The sequence below is a fragment of the Bacillus nitroreducens genome (genome assembly GCF_964021195.1).
The window spans coordinates 1,318,083-1,335,908 of record NZ_CAXHYI020000003.1; the positions used below are offsets into that span (position 1 = coordinate 1,318,083).

At 40.8% G+C, this 17,826-nt stretch carries 17 protein-coding genes and 1 pseudogene; 16 read left to right on the forward strand and 2 right to left on the reverse strand.

The window, feature by feature from the left end:
• The first annotated feature begins 18 nt into the window (after window positions 1–18).
• The 11 genes from atpB (at window position 19) to ACWPVE_RS10275 (ending at window position 9,988) form a co-directional block, all read left to right on the forward strand.
• Window positions 19–753, forward strand: coding sequence for a F0F1 ATP synthase subunit A (gene atpB, locus ACWPVE_RS10225; RefSeq protein WP_453992997.1), 735 nt, complete (start codon window positions 19–21; stop codon window positions 751–753).
• 90 nt (window positions 754–843) lie between these two features.
• Window positions 844–1,056 (forward strand): F0F1 ATP synthase subunit C, encoded by a 213-nt coding sequence (gene atpE / locus ACWPVE_RS10230; RefSeq protein WP_453992999.1) that lies wholly within the window; start codon window positions 844–846, stop codon window positions 1,054–1,056.
• A 161-nt stretch (window positions 1,057–1,217) separates the two neighbouring features.
• Window positions 1,218–1,742, forward strand: coding sequence for a F0F1 ATP synthase subunit B (gene atpF, locus ACWPVE_RS10235; protein ID WP_453993001.1), 525 nt, complete (start codon window positions 1,218–1,220; stop codon window positions 1,740–1,742).
• Entirely contained in the window at window positions 1,739–2,281 is a 543-nt protein-coding gene (locus tag ACWPVE_RS10240; protein ID WP_453993003.1) for a F0F1 ATP synthase subunit delta, read from the forward strand. Before atpF ends, ACWPVE_RS10240 begins: the two co-directional genes overlap by 4 nt.
• A gap of 11 nt (window positions 2,282–2,292) precedes the next feature.
• Complete coding sequence (gene atpA, locus ACWPVE_RS10245) at window positions 2,293–3,804, forward strand: F0F1 ATP synthase subunit alpha (RefSeq protein WP_453993005.1); 1,512 nt, start codon at window positions 2,293–2,295, stop codon at window positions 3,802–3,804.
• A 319-nt stretch (window positions 3,805–4,123) separates the two neighbouring features.
• Window positions 4,124–4,981 (forward strand): F0F1 ATP synthase subunit gamma, encoded by an 858-nt coding sequence (locus ACWPVE_RS10250; RefSeq protein WP_453993007.1) that lies wholly within the window; start codon window positions 4,124–4,126, stop codon window positions 4,979–4,981.
• A gap of 96 nt (window positions 4,982–5,077) precedes the next feature.
• On the forward strand, window positions 5,078–6,499 hold the full coding sequence (gene atpD / locus ACWPVE_RS10255; RefSeq protein WP_453993009.1) for a F0F1 ATP synthase subunit beta: 1,422 nt from the start codon (window positions 5,078–5,080) through the stop codon (window positions 6,497–6,499).
• A gap of 25 nt (window positions 6,500–6,524) precedes the next feature.
• Entirely contained in the window at window positions 6,525–6,929 is a 405-nt protein-coding gene (locus ACWPVE_RS10260) for a F0F1 ATP synthase subunit epsilon (RefSeq protein ID WP_453993011.1), read from the forward strand.
• Between the two features lie 312 nt (window positions 6,930–7,241).
• A complete protein-coding gene (locus ACWPVE_RS10265) occupies window positions 7,242–8,057 on the forward strand; it encodes an undecaprenyl-diphosphate phosphatase (RefSeq protein ID WP_453993013.1) in 816 nt (271 codons plus the stop codon).
• 111 nt (window positions 8,058–8,168) lie between these two features.
• On the forward strand, window positions 8,169–8,708 hold the full coding sequence (locus ACWPVE_RS10270; RefSeq protein WP_453993015.1) for an RNA polymerase sigma factor: 540 nt from the start codon (window positions 8,169–8,171) through the stop codon (window positions 8,706–8,708).
• A complete protein-coding gene (locus ACWPVE_RS10275) occupies window positions 8,684–9,988 on the forward strand; it encodes a DUF4179 domain-containing protein (RefSeq protein WP_453993017.1) in 1,305 nt (434 codons plus the stop codon). The genes ACWPVE_RS10270 and ACWPVE_RS10275 overlap by 25 nt, the downstream gene beginning before the upstream one ends.
• 75 nt (window positions 9,989–10,063) lie before the next feature.
• Here ACWPVE_RS10275 and ACWPVE_RS10280 read toward each other — a convergent pair.
• Both ACWPVE_RS10280 and ACWPVE_RS10285 read right to left on the reverse strand, forming a co-directional pair.
• Window positions 10,064–10,528 (reverse strand): annotated as a pseudogene (locus tag ACWPVE_RS10280) (DinB family protein).
• Between the two features lie 65 nt (window positions 10,529–10,593).
• On the reverse strand, window positions 10,594–11,124 hold the full coding sequence (locus tag ACWPVE_RS10285; protein WP_453993019.1) for a GNAT family N-acetyltransferase: 531 nt from the start codon (window positions 11,122–11,124) through the stop codon (window positions 10,594–10,596).
• Window positions 11,125–13,257: 2,133 nt separating this feature from the next.
• Here ACWPVE_RS10285 and ACWPVE_RS10290 point away from each other — a divergent pair.
• Genes ACWPVE_RS10290 through nuoH form a run of 5 tightly spaced genes read left to right on the forward strand, consistent with a single transcriptional unit; the run spans window position 13,258 to window position 17,636 of the window.
• A complete protein-coding gene (locus ACWPVE_RS10290) occupies window positions 13,258–13,635 on the forward strand; it encodes an NADH-quinone oxidoreductase subunit A (protein WP_453993021.1) in 378 nt (125 codons plus the stop codon).
• Window positions 13,626–14,138, forward strand: a complete 513-nt coding sequence (locus ACWPVE_RS10295) for a NuoB/complex I 20 kDa subunit family protein (protein ID WP_449538053.1) — start codon at window positions 13,626–13,628, stop codon at window positions 14,136–14,138. Before ACWPVE_RS10290 ends, ACWPVE_RS10295 begins: the two co-directional genes overlap by 10 nt.
• A gap of 1 nt (window position 14,139) precedes the next feature.
• Complete coding sequence (locus tag ACWPVE_RS10300) at window positions 14,140–15,531, forward strand: NADH-quinone oxidoreductase subunit C (RefSeq protein WP_453993024.1); 1,392 nt, start codon at window positions 14,140–14,142, stop codon at window positions 15,529–15,531.
• 3 nt (window positions 15,532–15,534) lie between these two features.
• Window positions 15,535–16,635 (forward strand): NADH-quinone oxidoreductase subunit D, encoded by a 1,101-nt coding sequence (locus ACWPVE_RS10305; RefSeq protein ID WP_453993026.1) that lies wholly within the window; start codon window positions 15,535–15,537, stop codon window positions 16,633–16,635.
• Window positions 16,635–17,636 (forward strand): NADH-quinone oxidoreductase subunit NuoH, encoded by a 1,002-nt coding sequence (nuoH, locus tag ACWPVE_RS10310; protein ID WP_453993028.1) that lies wholly within the window; start codon window positions 16,635–16,637, stop codon window positions 17,634–17,636. The genes ACWPVE_RS10305 and nuoH overlap by 1 nt, the downstream gene beginning before the upstream one ends.
• The last annotated feature ends 190 nt before the right edge of the window (window positions 17,637–17,826 follow it).

A 17,826-nucleotide genomic window follows, 5' to 3' on the forward strand; every position in this document is an offset into this window, starting at 1 on the left:
GGAAGAGAGGTGAATACTTTGGGTCACGAAGCTCCTTTGGTTAATATTTTTGGACTTTGGTTTAACCTATCTAACGTCTTAATGATTACAGTTGCGAGTGTCATTGTTTTCTTAATCGCTGTTCTTGGAACTCGTACCCTTGCAATGAAGCCTACTGGTGCTCAGAACATGATGGAATGGGTCATTGACTTCGTTCGAGGAATTATTAAAAGTTCGATGGACTGGAATACGGGAGGGCGCTTCTTAACATTAGGAATAACACTATTGATGTATATTTTCATTTCTAACGTATTAGGTTTGCCATTCGCAGTTATCGTTAATCATGAATTATGGTGGAAATCACCAACCGCAGATCCTCTTATCACATTAACACTTGCAGTTATGGTAGTTGGTTTATCACATTACTACGGTATTAAATTGCATGGTGCAAAGGAATATGGAAAAGGGTTCTTGAAACCTATGCCATTTATGTTCCCGTTAAAGATTATTGAAGAATTTGCGAATACCTTAACACTTGGGCTGCGTTTATTCGGTAACATCTATGCCGGTGAGATCCTGTTAGGTTTAATTGCAGGAATGGCAGTAAGTGGTTATGGTAGCAGTCTTTTCGGAGGTATTTTAGGCTCGATCGCATCATTAATACCAATGCTTGCATGGCAAGGATTCAGTTTGTTTATTGGTGCAATCCAAGCATTTATCTTTACAATGTTAACAATGGTATATATGTCTCACAAAGTGAGTACGGACCATTAAAAATAAATACCTTGTCCAAAATGAGACTTTTTGGACAATCATATTTTAGAACTACTTAATTCTTATACAATTTAAAGGAGGAAATTTATAATGGGTGCTTTAGCAGCAGCAATTGCAATAGGTTTAGCAGCACTAGGTGCAGGTTTTGGTAACGGAATGATCGTAAGTCGTACAGTAGAGGGGATTGCACGTCAACCAGAAGCACGTGGTGCCCTTCAAACAACTATGTTCATTGGGGTTGCGTTAGTAGAGGCGATTCCAATCATCGCCGTAGTTGTTGCGTTCATGGTAATGGGGCAATAATAGGCAAATAATGGCGAAGTTGTCTCAGGTGAGAACCTTCGCCATTCCTATGTAATGATGAAAATCTAAAAAAAGACCATGTGAGGGTTCTACCATTCGTAGCCTCACTTTTAATTATAGACTTCCATTTGACATTGGAACTCTGAAAGGAGTGAATATAGGTGTTAGATTTATTTGTCTTAGGTGCTGCAGCTGGAGAATCAGCAGTCCCACTAGGTGATATCATTTTCCAATTGGCTGCGTTTATCATCCTACTAGCATTATTACGTAAATATGCATTTGGTCCACTTATGAATGTCATGAAGCAACGTGAAGAACATGTTGCAAGTGAAATTGAATCTGCAGAACAAAATCATCAAGAAGCGAAGAAATTAGCAGAAGAACAACGTGAGCTACTTAAAAAGTCTCGTACTGAAGCTGCTGAGTTAATCGAAAATGCACGTAAATTAGGTGAAGAGCAGAAAGAAAGCATCATTCAAGCTGCTCGTGAAGAAGCAAACCGTTTAAAGGAAGCTGCAAAACAGGAAATCGTTCAGGAAAAGGAACAAGCTGTTACAGCTTTACGTGAACAGGTTGCCTCACTATCTGTGTTAGTTGCTTCTAAGGTTATTGAAAAGGAACTTAGCCTAAAAGACCAAGAGAAGTTAATTAACGAATATATTCAAGAGGTAGGAGAAGGGCGATGAGCAAAGGAATCGTAGCAAAGCGATATGCAGTAGCTCTTTTTCAATTAGCAAATGAACAAAATGCACTTGATCAGTATGAAGAAGAAATTCGTACAGTAAAACAAGTGTTTTTAAATAGCAATGACTTCCAATCTGTGCTAAGAAATCCAAAGCTTTCAATTGATAAGAAGAAAGCGATTGTTACGCAATCCTTCCAAGGATTTTCTCAAATGACATTAAACACTCTACATTTATTGATTGATCGTCATCGTGAGGATATTATTGCAGACGTTGCGGATCATTTTATCACGTTAGCTAATGACAAACGCGGGATTGCCGATGCAACGGTTTACTCAGTACGTCCTTTAACAGAATCTGAGGAAGCAGGAATCTCAAGCGCATTCGCTACTAAGGTTGGAAAATCATCATTACGCATTCAAAATATTGTAGATCCAAGTCTGATCGGTGGCGTTAAGCTCCGTATCGGAAATCGTATATTTGACGGAAGTGTAAAAGGTAAGTTAGATCGCTTAGAGCGTGAACTTATTGTCAAAAGATAGGGGTGAAATTCATGAGCATCAAAGCTGAAGAAATTAGTGCGCTGATAAAAAAGCAAATTGAAAACTATCAGTCTGAAATACAAGTGAGCGAAGTTGGTACAGTTATCAGTGTCGGTGACGGTATCGCACGTGCTCATGGCCTCGACAATGTCATGGCTGGAGAACTCGTTGAATTTTCAAACGGTGTCATGGGTATGGCACAAAACCTTGAAGAAAACAACGTTGGTATTATCATCCTTGGTCCATTCACAGATATTCGTGAAGGTGACGAAGTACGTCGTACGGGACGTATCATGGAGGTTCCAGTTGGTGAAGCATTGATCGGCCGTGTTGTAAACTCGTTAGGACAACCAGTTGATGGTCTTGGTCCAATTGAAACTTCAAAAACTCGTCCAATCGAAAGTCCAGCTCCTGGAATCATGGACCGTAAATCTGTTCATGAACCACTACAAACTGGAATTAAAGCGATTGACTCATTAATTCCAATCGGTCGTGGTCAACGTGAGTTGATCATCGGTGACCGTCAAACCGGTAAAACAACTGTTGCAATCGACACAATTCTTAACCAAAAGAACGAAGATATGATTTGTATTTACGTTGCAATTGGTCAAAAAGAATCAACAGTTCGTGGTGTTGTTGAAACATTACGTAAAAATGGTGCATTAGATTACACAATCGTTGTAACTGCTTCTGCATCTCAACCTGCTCCATTGTTATACTTAGCACCATATGCAGGTGTAACCATGGGTGAAGAGTTCATGTACAATGGTAAACACGTTTTAGTTATCTATGATGACTTAACAAAACAAGCGTCTGCGTACCGTGAACTTTCACTATTATTACGTCGTCCTCCAGGTCGTGAAGCATATCCAGGGGATGTATTCTACCTACACTCTCGTTTACTAGAGCGTGCTGCGAAGTTATCTGACGCAAAAGGTGGCGGATCATTAACAGCTTTACCGTTCATCGAAACACAAGCTGGTGACGTATCTGCATACATTCCGACAAACGTTATCTCGATCACTGACGGACAAATTTTCTTACAATCTGACCTATTCTTCTCAGGTGTACGTCCTGCCGTTAACGCAGGTTTATCTGTATCACGTGTTGGAGGATCTGCGCAAATCAATGCGATGAAGAAGGTTTCAGGTACATTACGTCTTGACCTTGCTTCATACCGTGAACTAGAAGCATTTGCTCAGTTCGGTTCAGACCTTGATAAAGCGACTCAAGCTAAACTTAACCGTGGTGCTCGTACAGTTGAAGTATTAAAACAAGGTCTAAACAAACCACTAGCTGTAGAAAAGCAAGTTGCGATTCTATATGCATTAACTCGTGGATTCTTAGACGATATTCCAGTTGAAGATATCTCTCGTTTCGAAGAAGAGTACTATGTATGGTTAGAGCATAACCGTAAAGCGGAAATCCTTGACCACATTAAGTCAACTGGTAAACTTCCAGAAGACGAAGTATTCGCTTCTGCGATTAACGATTTCAAAAAGACATTTGCCGTTTCTGAATAATATCGAAAGCGGAAGTGACCGTTTAGCAACGTACGGACTTGAGGCCCATTAATGTGGGTCACACAGACGTTGCCACAGGACGTGGCGAACTTAGTCTGTGTTCCTTCTTGAGATAATGGAAACACGGAGCTTCGCAAGATTCGATGTTGAGCTTATCGTACGGAAGGTGAGGGAAGTCTCGCTTGTCGCTGGGAGCTAAAGCTAGACATGATTTATAGATTGGTAAAGCGACGTGCTTTTGGCCGTCGCTTCTGAAGTAAAACTAGGAAGACAATGGTCCTCTAGTGTTTTTGATTAAAGGAAAAGGTGGTGAGAACCTTTGGCATCCTTACGTGATATAAAGACAAGAATCAATTCAACAAAGAAAACAAGTCAAATTACGAAGGCGATGGAGATGGTTTCAGCATCTAAATTTAGCCGTGCTGAACAAAACGCGAAATCGTTCGTTCCATATATGGAAAAAATCCAAGAGGTCGTTGCGAATATCGCAGTAGGCAGCTCCGATGTCACTCATCCAATGCTACTCTCAAGACCTGTTAAAAAGACTGCATATATCGTCATCACATCTGACCGTGGGTTAGCTGGTGCATATAACAGTAACGTGATTCGTGGTGCGTACCAAGCGATGCAAAAACGCCATAAAAGCAATGACGAGTTTACTGTCATCGCAATTGGACGTGTCGGTCGTGACTTCTTTGTAAAAAGAGGTATTTCTGTATCCCTTGAAATTGCTGGTTTGTCTGATCAGCCTACATTTTCAGAAATTAAAGAAATTGCAAATAGCACAGTAAGTATGTTTGCAGACGGTACGTATGATGAGCTTTACATGTGGTATAACCACTTTGTAAGTGCAATCCAACACGATGTTACTGAGAAAAAGCTACTACCATTAACGGATTTAGCTGAAAACAGTAAGAAAACTTCTTATGAATTTGAACCTTCACAAGAAGCGATTTTAGAGGTATTACTACCTCAGTATGCTGAAAGTCTCATCTACGGAGCACTTTTAGATGGAAAAGCAAGTGAACATGCTGCACGTATGACTGCCATGAAAAATGCGACAGACAATGCGAAGGAGCTCATCGACTCACTTACTCTTTCTTACAACCGTGCTCGTCAAGCGGCAATCACGCAAGAAATTACGGAAATTGTCGGTGGAGCAGCAGCACTCGAATAGTAATAAGTCATATACAGCTTTGAATTTATAGATTAGGCAATCAAAATGTACGAAACGTTTTGAATGACCGCCAAAAGTAAGTTAGGAGGGAAAACGATGACAAAAGGACGCGTTACCCAAGTTATGGGTCCTGTTGTAGACGTACAGTTTGACAGCGGCCATCTTCCAGAGATATATAACGCCCTTACGATTAAACATACTGCGCGTGATGAAAATGAAGTTAATATTGATTTAACTTTAGAAGTTGCGCTTCACCTAGGTGATGACACTGTACGTACAGTTGCGATGTCATCTACTGACGGTGTAGTACGTGGATTAGAGGTTACTGATACTGGTAAACCAATTTCTGTACCAGTTGGAGATGTAACACTTGGACGTGTATTTAACGTACTTGGTGAAAATATTGACCTTGATGCACCAATTCCTGCTGAGGCACGTCGTGATGCAATTCACAAAGAAGCACCAACATTTGAACAACTTTCAACTGAGGTTGAAATTCTTGAAACAGGTATTAAGGTAGTTGACCTTCTTGCTCCATACATCAAAGGTGGAAAAATCGGTCTATTCGGTGGTGCGGGAGTTGGTAAAACCGTTCTTATCCAAGAGCTTATCAACAACATCGCACAAGAACACGGTGGTATTTCCGTATTCGCTGGTGTAGGTGAGCGTACTCGTGAAGGAAACGACTTATATTATGAAATGAAAGATTCTGGAGTTATCTCAAAAACAGCGATGGTATTCGGACAAATGAACGAACCACCAGGAGCTCGTATGCGTGTAGCTCTAACAGGTCTTACAATGGCAGAATACTTCCGTGATGAGCAAGGACAAGACGTGTTATTCTTCATCGATAACATTTTCCGTTTCACACAAGCAGGTTCTGAAGTATCAGCCCTACTTGGACGTATGCCATCTGCGGTTGGTTATCAACCAACATTAGCAACTGAGATGGGTAAATTACAAGAACGTATTACTTCTACAAACGTTGGATCTGTAACGTCGATTCAAGCGATCTACGTTCCTGCCGATGACTATACGGACCCGGCTCCAGCTACAACGTTTGCTCACTTAGATGCAACAACTAACCTTGAGCGTAAACTTTCAGAGATGGGTATTTACCCTGCGGTGGATCCATTGGCATCTACTTCTCGTGCGTTATCTCCAGAAATTGTTGGAGAAGAACATTATGAAGTTGCTCGTCAAGTTCAACAAACATTACAACGTTACCGTGAACTACAAGATATCATCGCAATCCTTGGTATGGATGAGTTAGGTGAAGAGGATAAGTTAGTCGTACACCGTGCGCGCCGTATCCAATTCTTCTTATCTCAAAACTTCCACGTTGCAGAACAGTTCACAGGTCAACCAGGTTCTTACGTACCAGTTGCTGAAACTGTTCGTGGATTCAAGGAAATCCTAGAAGGTAAGTACGACTATCTTCCTGAAGATGCGTTCCGTCTAGTTGGTCGAATTGAAGAAGCAGTAGAAGCTGGAAAGCGCATGGGTGTTGAAGCCTAATTAACGGGACCTAGGAGGGTATAAAATGAAGACAGTAAAAGTCAATGTCGTGACTCCTGATGGCCCAGTTTATGAAGCTGATGTGGAAATGGTAAGTGCTAGAGCTCAAAGTGGTGAGCTTGGTATTTTACCTGGACATATTCCTATGGTTGCTCCTCTTCAAGTAGGGGCAGTTAGACTTAAGAAGGGAAGCAACACTGAACTTGTGGCTGTAAGTGGAGGCTTTCTCGAGGTTCGTCCTGATCAAGTTACAATCCTGGCTCAAGCTGCTGAAACAGCTGAGAAGATTGATGTTCAACGTGCTACCGAAGCGAAAAAGCGTGCTGAACAACGCTTGCAGGCGAAACAAGACAATATCGATTTTAAACGAGCTGAGCTCGCATTAAAACGTGCCATCAATCGATTAAACGTAACACAAAACAAATATTAATATGTATGAATATGAAACCCCCAATGGCCAATGGCTGTTGGGGGTTTTTGTGATTACCCTTAAATGCTCGGATTTTCTGCAAAAGTTGAAAGAAGAAAATGATTGTTGATAGATTCGTATGAACACGGGTAGGGTGGGAATTTCAGCGCCGTAGTGAATATAGAAAATACGCAGCCCAATTTATAGGCCTTAGGGTACAGTGTAATATTAAGAAAATCTTAACTTGGTCAATGACCCTATCAGGTGTATAATCAAATACGTGTCTATTAAATATAGATTTAATGGGTGATTTATTTTTTGACGGAGGTTATTATGGGAGAATTAGATTTTATATATCTAGTAAAAATGATTATAATTGGACTTGTTCAAGGTTTTACAGAACCGATTCCTGTATCTTCTAGTGGACATGTTATGATTGCTAGTGAAATTTTAGGATTAGGTGAACAAGGTTTCACATTTGCAATCTTAACGAATACAGCTTCTCTACTAGCAATTGTCTTTATTTATCGAAATGATATTGTCAGACTGATTGTGAATAGTTTCAACTACATAAAGACGAGAGAACGACGTTATAAAAGTGATTTTCGTTTTTCTTGCTTTATTGTGATTGGAACAATCCCTGCTGGTGTACTTGGAGTTTTATTAAATGACTTTATTGCAGAAAATGTAAGTATGACAACCATTGCGTTAATGTTATTTGTAACGGGAATTGCCTTATGGCTTATTCGTAATATGAAAGGTAAAAAAGACGATCATGATCTTACAACAAAGGATGCACTTCTAGTGGGTCTTGGACAGGCTGTTGCGTTAACACCTGGTATAAGCCGTTCAGGGGCAACGATTATTTCTGCCATTGCAGTAGGAATGAAACAGGAAACCGCGCTTCGCTTTTCATTTATGTTATATATCCCAGTGAGTCTAGGTGGTGTGGTACTTGGATTTTCTGACTTCATGAATGAACCGAATAAGGCAGACCTTGCTGTACCTTATTTAACAGCATTCATTGCCACCCTTATCATGACCTATTTTGCATTAAAATGGTTTATGGGAATCATGAAACACGGGAAATTGGTTTACTTTACTTATTATTGCTTTATTGTTGGGGTATTACTATTGGTTTTCTTTTAAAAAACGTAGGATAGATGTAGTAGCTGCATCTATCTTTTTTTATTTTTCATGAAACCTTTTGTCTACTTTTTGTATCTAAGGAATAGGCTGACTCGGAAGGGAGATCATACTTTGGATATTGTAAAGGAAGTGAAAAAGGCAAGGCGGGGAAGTAAATCGGCCTTTGAAAAATTAATAGTGGCCCATAAGCTTTTGATATATCGAGTTGCCAAAACCGTACTTTCAAATGATGAAGATTGTGCCGATGCAATTCAAGAGGCCATTATTAAAGCCTATCAAAAAATAGAGACGTTAAAAGAACCTGCATATTTTAAAACCTGGTTATGCCGAATTGTCTTAAATGAATGCTACCAACTGTTGCGACAAAAAAAGAATGTGCTAAACATGGAAGAGTGGTTGGAACCTCAAATAAAAGAAAAGGGCTATGAGGAAGTTGAGCTGGAGCAGATGCTTAGCAAACTACCAGAAGAGCAATCACAATTATTGAAGCTTTTTCATATTGAGGGAATTTCGGTTTTGGAATTAGCTCATATGTTTGAAGTACCAGAAAATACAATGAAAACGAGGTTACGGCGTGCTCGCGAAAAAATGCGTGAAATTTGGGAAGCAAAGGAGGGCGAAGTTAGATGGAAAAATGGGAAAAACAAATGAAGATGAAAGCAAATCCCCGGCTCCCTGAAAGTGTGGAACAACGTATATCTGATACACTCGGGTCCCTACCCAAAAGGAAGTCTTATTTTCGCCTTTATTCTTCGGCCGCTGCAGTATTAATCATTGGAGCCCTAATGTTTGGAGCCTCTTATATGTCTCCAACTGTAGCTGAAACAATGAGGTCAGTACCAGTAATAGGTTCTATTTTCAAAATGGTTGGGGATGTCGGGACGCAGAAGGGTGAAAAAGAGGGACTTACCACGTTATTAGGCCAGCAGGCTGAAATAAATGGCCAAGTTATTACATTTACAGAAAGCCTCTATGATGGGTCAAAGATTCACATTGGGTATCTAATAGAATCATACACACAAGAGAAGGATATGTTATCAACGGACTTTTTATCGGATATACGTTTCACCATCGATGGGAAGGGTGTTAGCTATGGAATGAGTGCAAACGGTAAGGAGCTAGAAAACGGAGATTACGCGGGCATCATTAGTATTCGCATCCATGATTCTTTACCAGATCAGTTTACCCTTGGAATCGGCTCCCAAAAAGATAGTGCTCTTAATCTGGAATTAGAGATTACAAAACAGGGTGAAAACCGCTCATTTCTTGTTAATCAGACAGTAGAAACGGATGATCTTACGATGCATGTAGATAAAGTAACATTCTATCCAACGAGCACAGAAATCGCATTTCGTCAGGTAATGGATGTTCATACTTTTGAGAATAAAAAGTATGAATGGTTAGACTATCAGGTAGTAGATGATCAAGGGCGAGTACTGCAGCCTTTAAGTGGAGGTGGCCTAGGAGGACCTGAAAAAGACGGCAAGTTAGTGCAGTCAATGACCTATTACTTCGAACCCTTTGAAGAAATTCCACGTTCACTAACGATAAAGCCATATTTGGTAGTAGGGAATGAGAATGTTGAGTATGTGAAAGCTAAGTGGGCAGGGGAAAACGTGACTCTCTCACAAGGTGAAATCGGAGAAATAACGGTATTAGATATGAAAAGCGAAGATGGGATTGTAACCCTCCTAGTCAAAACAAATGGTGCGGATGCATTTTGGCAGGCAAATAGTATTCTACTTGAAGATAAGAATGGAGAAGAAATCCATCAGGAGCAAACACCAAAACGTGTAGATGACGCTGTTAATCAATATGAAATCCAGTTTGACGCAGATGTGACGGAAAATGACATTCAAATAGTGACTTATAAACAAAATGCACCGAACTTTTTGGATGAGTTAGAGGTTACAGTTAAAGTAAGAGAGTAAATGGGACTGCCATAATCTAAGTGAGTCCTAAAGGACACGACATTGATACACCAATTTGCCGTGTCCTTTTTCCTTTTACAATCGCATGTTACGTTTATAAGAATGGATAGAATTTAACTTCTTTCCGATAAAATTTGCTGATACAGATTGGAGTTCCAACTCTCTCGACCAACTGGATCATTGTCCAATATGATGAATTTTATGTGCGATGATATGATGCAAGATGTCATCCACCGAGTAACTTTCCTTATCCCAAGGAACTTTTATAACCTTTCCTTTTGAGTCATCTAAATCCGTGATTAAAATTTCAACTATTTCCCTTCGTAATTTGTCAGATAGAGTTTTAACCATATCAAGCGAACGAAAATCTGCAAACTGTAAGATGAACTCCTCTTTCACTTGAATCCCGCGAATCCAACTATACTCGACATCTACAAGATGAAAAAGAGTAGATAGGATACTTCCTACTCCCCTTGTTTGTTCTTTTTACAAATCCTCTGCCGTTAATTGCTTGCACCACTTAAACCAATCATCTCTTATTCTGCAGTTATATTCAAAAAAAGTGGTTCAAGGAGTACCCTCCTATTTATGTAAAATCCCTAGTTTCACTTATTGTTCAGTAACGAATAAACATTTGTGTCATAGGCCAAACCATTTTGATACATGTAGTTCCTGAGAACACCTTCTTTTTGAAATCCCAACTTGTAGAGCAATTGATTTGAAGCTTCGTTATCTATAAAAACAACGGCCCCTATACGAGTAAGGTGTAGTTCATCGAAACCATATTGAATAACTTTTAATACGGCTTCTGAGGCATACCCTTTTCTCCAATGATTGGGATGTATTTCGTAACCAATTTCAGTTCGTCGATGTTTAGGAGACCAAGCATTAAATCCGATGGTCCCAATTATTCCTTCGGTTCCTTTTATTTCGATTCCCCACCGTATTCCCCTTTTCTCCTTGAAGCTGTTTGCAAAGAAGTCTACAAACGCCTCTGCTTGTTCAATCCGTTCTAAAGTTTCTTGCCCATAATATCTCGTTACATCTTTGTTTGAAAAACAAGCGAATATGCCATCAGCATCTTTCATAGTGATCTCTCTTAGGTGTAATCGCTCTGTTTCTAATATTGGAAACATGCCTTATCTCCCCATTTCTTTGAAAAATAGTAGCTGGATTAATGATTTCTCATGATAAGTACCTCTGATTATAACTTTACCATTCAATTCTAAATAATCTATTTTTTGTTATGAGATCCTTTAGAAATTAGTAAGAGAAAAGGGGGAGGATTTTGAATAGAAGTAAGGTGCATTAGTTAGTAAAAACTAATTTATTAGCCTTTTAGATTTATAATCCCAAGCATTTATCTTTTTGAACAATGATTTTAAATTTAAATTGATAATTTTCGTTATTGGACAATAGTCTATAAGTATAGAAGAATTTTATAAATGATATATGAAGTGTTTAGGGGGAATGGATGTAGTGGAAATCTCACTCTGGTTTTCTGCTAAGATATGAACAGCGAATTTGTACCGATACTTTGAAACTTATTCGCAAGTGGTCCAACTGGAGCCGTTAGGTGAATGGGTTATGTGAGGAGAAACAATACTTTTTGAGATATTTAGAATGAGAAGTTGGTAGAAAATCAAGTGGGTCCGTTCTTTGGGGGGATGAAGGGGAAGAGTCGTTGGAAACTCGTGAGAAATCCTGTTCATTAAGGGGATGAAGGGGAAAAGTCGTTGGAAACTTGTGAGAAATCCCGTTCATTGAATAGATGAAGGGGAAAAGCGGTTGGAAACTCGTGAGAAATCCCGTTCATTGAGGAGATGAAGGGGAAAAGTCGTTGGAAACTCCTATGAAATCTCGTTCATTGAGTGGATGAAGGGGAAAAGTCGTTGGAAACTCCTATGAAATCTCGTTCATTGAGTGGATGAAGGGGAAAAGTCGTTGGAAACTTGTGAGAAATCCCGTTCATTGAGGAGATGAAGGGGAAAAGTCGTTGGAAACTCGTGAGAAATCCTGTTCATTGAGGAGATGAAGGGGAAAAGTCGTTGGAAACTCGTGAGAAATCCCGTTCATTGAATAGATGAAGGGGAAAAGTCGTTGGAAACTTGTGAGAAATCCCGTTCATTGAGGTGATGAAGGGGAAAAGCGGTTGGAAACTCGTGAGAAATCCCGTTCATTAAGGGGATGAAGGGGAAAAGTAGTTGGAAACTCGTGAGAAATCCTGTTCATTAAGGGGATGAAGGGGAAAAGCGGTTGGAAACTTGTGAGAAATCCCGTTCATTGAGGTGATGAAGGGGAAAAGCGGTTGGAAACTTGTGAGAAATCCCGTTCATTGAATGGATGAAGGGGAAAAGCGGTTGGAAACTCGTGAGAAATCCCGTTCATTGAGGTGATGAAGGGGAAAAGCCGTTTGAAACTCGTGAGAAATCCCGTTCATTAAGAGGATGAAGAGGAAAAAACGTTGGAAAATCGAGGGGAACTCCGTTTATTAAGGAGATGAAATTGAAAGAGTGAGTGTGGTGTGGGATGGGGCAAACTTCGTTACAATTTTTAATGTGAAGTTGTTGTTTGTTAAAAGTGGATTCGAGGTGTTAATGCGGGCTGATTTACTTATGTGATATTGAGTAATAAAGGCTGCAACTTCGTTACAAGTAGATGAATTAAGTTAAGTAAGTATGCCAAAAAAGCCTGCGGCCTTTTTGGCTAGGGAGGGAGGCCGAGTGTCGACTGAATCAGTGACTTGATTCTAGTAAGATAGGAAATTTTCCATTTTGACTAAATTAAGATAAATATGAACTGTATAGGCATGAGTACATATTAGATGTGAAGTTGTTGTTTGTTAAAAGTGGATTCGAGGTGTTAATGCGGGCTGATTTGCTTATGTGATATTGAGTAATAAAGGCTGCAACTTCGTTACAAGTAGAAAATTAGGTAAGTACGCCAAAAAAGCCTTCGGCCTTTTTGGCTAGGGAGGGGGCCGAGTGTCGACTGAATCAGTGACTTGATTCTACTAAAATAGGGATATTCCCATTTTGATGAAACTAAAGTTTCATCATTTCAGCCAAGGCTGAAACTGCAAATGAAGTAAAAATGGCATGGTCAAGCAAGCTTTCCCAGCTCATTTTTTCTTCATTTGTCAGAAATGGGAATTTCGGTGAATATGTGCAGGGTTCGGTCGACACTGGGCTGGGTAAAATGCTATAATGTATTCGGTTACATTTTAAATATTTTGTCAATAAAATGTTGGGGATATTGGAGGGGGTTAAATGGGGGATCTTTTGAATCAGTATTTTAATAGTTACTTGATTGTGTTTGTCTTCTTGTTGTTAGGTATTATACTCCCGATTGTGGCGCTGTTTTTGGGGAAGTTGCTGCGCCCGCATGCACCGAGTAAGGAGAAAGCTACTACTTATGAGAGTGGGATTGAGCCGTTCCATGATTCTCGTGTGCAGTTTAATGTACGTTATTATATTTTTGCGTTATTGTTTGTTATTTTTGATGTTGAAACTGTCTTTTTATATCCATGGGCTGTTGCCTACGAAAAGCTCGGAATTTTTGCATTAGTTGAGATGTTGATTTTCGTTGTTATGCTCGTAATCGGCTTAGTATATGCTTGGAAGAAGGGCGTGTTAAAATGGATTTAAAAATGGATGGCATTTCAGATTTAGAGATGGAAGAGTTAAAGAGAAGTGTATTTTTGACGACGCTGGAGCAGGTGAAAGGTTGGGCGCGAAGTAATTCATTGTGGCCACTTACATTTGGTCTGGCTTGTTGTGCTATTGAAATGATGGGGACAGGTTCATCTCATTATGATTTAGATCGGTTCGGTTCGTTTTTCAGGACGTCTCCACGTCAATCTGATTGTATGATTGTATCGGGTACAGTTACGAAGAAGATGGCACCTGTTTTAAAGCGTTTGTATGATCAAATGCCAGAGCCAAAGTGGGTGATTGCGATGGGCTCTTGTGCAACAGCTGGGGGGCCTTATGTGAAGTCGTATTCGGTTGTAAAGGGTGTAGACCAAATTGTTCCAGTTGATGTGTATATTCCTGGCTGTCCGCCGAACCCAGCAGCACTTATTTACGGGATTAATAAATTGAAAGAGAAGATTCGCTATGAGGCTAAAACGGGGAAGAAGGTGATTTAGCGTGAGCGAAGAAAAGGACCTGGAGCAATTAAAGCGGGAGGCTGCCCAGAAGGCAAAGGAAGCTGCGAGAAAGCGGCTAGCCGAAAAAAAGGCGGCTGAGGCGAAAAGTGAAGGGGAATCCAATGATGAAAATATCGACCTTGCCAAAGCGAAAGCAGCAGCAGCTGCAAAGGCGAAGGCAGCGGCGTTAGCCAAGCAGAAGGCAAAGCAGCTAGCCGAAACGGAAGCGGTATCCGGTAAAGGTTCAGAATCATCAGAAGAGGGAGATATTGATTTAGCAAAGAAAAAAGCTGCTGCAGCCGCAAAAGCAAAAGCCGCAGCATTAGCAAAACAAAAGGCAGCAGAATCGGCATCCGCAGAATCATCCGACTCCGATGATAAAGTAACAGCAAAGGCCAAAGCAGCAGCAGCGGCAAAGGCAAAGGCCGCAGCGCTAGCGAAGCAAGAGGCGGCAGCCAAAGCCAGTGAAGGGTTGAATGATGATGAATTAGCCAAGGCGAAAGCAAAAGCAGTAGCAGCGGCAAAGGCAAAGGCCGCAGCGCTAGCGAAGCAAAAAGCGGCTGAAAAGTCTGGTGAAGGGTTGAATGATGACGAATTAGCCAAGGCGAAAGCAAAAGCAGTAGCAGCGGCAAAGGCAAAGGCCGCAGCGCTAGCGAAGCAAAAAGCGGCTGAAAAGTCTGGTGAAGGATTGAATGATGATGAATTAGCTAAGGCGAAAGCAAAGGCAGTTGCAGCGGCGAAGGCAAAGGCCGCAGCAGCAGCAAAAGCCAAAGCGGCAGCTGGTGGTGGCTCAGACGATTTAGCAAAGGAAAAAGCTAAAGCGATTGCGGCAGCCAAGGCTAAAGCAGCGGCAGCAGCAAGGGCAAAAGCTGCTGCGGGTGGGGCAAACGAGGATCCAGAAGAGGTAAAACCGTCACCGAACCAAAAATATTTGGAGAAATATGTCGACGTGATTACAAAGCACCTAGGTGATCATGTTTTAGAAGATTCATATATTAATAACCTTTCAAAAGATGTGCCAACACTTGTTGCAAAACCAGATACATATTTTAAGATTGCACAGTTTTTAAGGTATAATGAGCAGCTTGGATTTGATTATTTATCAGAACTACATGGCACAGATTTTCAAACACATATGGAAATATATGTTCACTTATATTCTTATAAAAACCGTCAATCTGTTGCGTTAAAAGTAAAGATAGACCGTGATGCACCATTAATTCCATCTCTTCAACCTCTATGGGAAGGTGCTAATTGGCCAGAGCGTGAAGCCTATGATTTACTCGGGATTACGTTTGAAGGGCATCCGAATTTAACACGAATTCTACTGCCAGACGACTGGGTGGGACATCCACTTAGAAAAGATTATGAACCGTTTGATGTGGAGGTGTAGCATATGATTCGTACCGAAGAAATGCTCCTCAATGTAGGACCACAGCATCCAAGTACGCATGGTGTATTCCGTCTCGTTGTTAAAATTGATGGAGAAATCATCAAAGAAGCTACACCCGTAATTGGATATCTACATCGTGGTACCGAAAAACTTGCGGAGGATTTGCAATACACGCAGATCATTCCATATACAGACCGGATGGATTATTTATCTGCAATGACCAATAACTATGTGCTTTGTCACGCAGTTGAAACCATGATGAATATTGAGATTCCAGAACGTGCTGAATATTTGCGGGTGCTTGCGATGGAATTAGGCCGAATTGCGAGCCACCTTGTATGGTGGGGAACCTATTTACTTGATATCGGAGCAACAACACCATTCCTTTATGCGTTTAGAGAAAGAGAAATGATTATTAATCTATTAACAGAGCTTTCTGGTGCAAGGCTAACCTTTAACTATATGCGGGTTGGTGGGGTGAAATGGGATGCGCCTGAAGGGTGGATTGAAAAAGTAAAAGATTTTGTTCCATATATGAGATCACAGCTCCCTGGTTATCACCAGCTAGTTACAGGAAACGAAATTTTCCGTGACCGTGTCATTGGCGTTGGAAAATATACAAAGGAAGACGCTCTAAATTACTCTTTAAGTGGATCGAACCTCCGTTGTACAGGGGTGAAATGGGATCTTAGAAAAGATGAGCCATATTCGATCTACGACCGTTTTGAATTTGATGTTCCAACAAGAGATGGAGGAGATGCATGGGCACGTTATCATTGTCGAATGGCAGAGATTGAGGAATCTCTTAAAATAATCGAGCAAGCCGTGGAACAATTCCCAGAGGAAGGCCCCATCATGGCGAAAGTTCCAAAAATTATCAAACCACCAAAAGGGGAAGCATTTGTACGTATTGAATCACCACGTGGGGAAATTGGCTGTTATATTGCGAGTGATGGAAAAAAGGAACCCTATCGTATGAAAATTAGACGTCCATCATTCTACAATCTCCAAATCCTCCCGAAACTATTAAAAGGTGAAAACATGGCGAACTTGATTGCGATCTTAGGTGCAATTGACATTGTCCTCGGGGAGGTAGACGGCTAATGATGGAAAACCTACTAAATTCACCTCCGAGTTGGCAGAATTTTGGCATTTTCTTTTTACTGGCAACCGTCTTGCTTTTTGTTATTTTAGGATTTGTTACCTATGCAATCCTTGCAGAACGTAAAGTCATGGGATTTATGCAGGCTCGTCAAGGACCAAACCAGACAGGGGGCCGTTGGGGACTCTTACAAACCGTAGCAGACGTCCTAAAACTTCTCATTAAAGAGGATGTCATCCCAAAGGTGGCGGACCGTCCATTATTTATTCTCGCACCAGTACTTGCATTTGCTCCAGCCTTTATGGTTGTTGCAGCAATCCCGTTCACAGATAGCTATCGATTTGCAGATATTGGAGTGGGATTGCTGTATTACATTGCTGTTTCTGGTCTTACAACGATTGGAATTGCAGCTGGTGGGTGGGCATCCAATAACAAATATGCCCTATTGGGAGGAATGCGTGCTGCAGCACAGATGATCTCCTACGAGATTCCACTGGTGATGTCCGTCATCGGAGTTATTTTACTATCTGGTAGCTTGAATCTTTTCGATATTGTGGAGGCACAGGATAAGGTTTGGTTTATTTTTGCACAACCTATTGCCTTTATTGTCTTTTTCATCGCGTCTGTTGCAGAGCTTAACCGTGTTCCATTTGACTTACCTGAAGCAGAATCAGAGATTGTTGCTGGTTTCCATATTGAGTATTCAGGATTTCGTTGGGCATTCTTTATGCTTGCAGAATATGTGTATATGTTTGCGATGGCCGCATTAACAACCGTTCTATTTTTAGGTGGCTGGAAGCCAGTTCTCTTCTTAGACTTTATTCCAGGTGCTGTTTGGTTCTCCTTGAAATTTAGCTTAGTCATATTTGTTTTAATCTGGTTCCGATCCACATTCCCACGTTTACGTGCGGACAGACTCATGGAATTCGGCTGGAAAGTTCTACTCCCAATTGCTTTAGCAAACATCTTCTTATCAGCCTTAATTAAAGAACTATTTTTCTAAAGTGTGTGTTTAAAAAGGAGGGCGAAAAGGACCGCGTCGACAAGAACGCGACGTCCTGTCGCAATGTCGACACTAGCACGTCATGTGCGTCGAAAGTTTATGGCGGCGCAGCTTTGAGTACTGGAACGTATGCAGTCAATACGTGAGGAACGAAGAGGCAAGCCAACGTGCTTCCACAGGATGTGGTGAC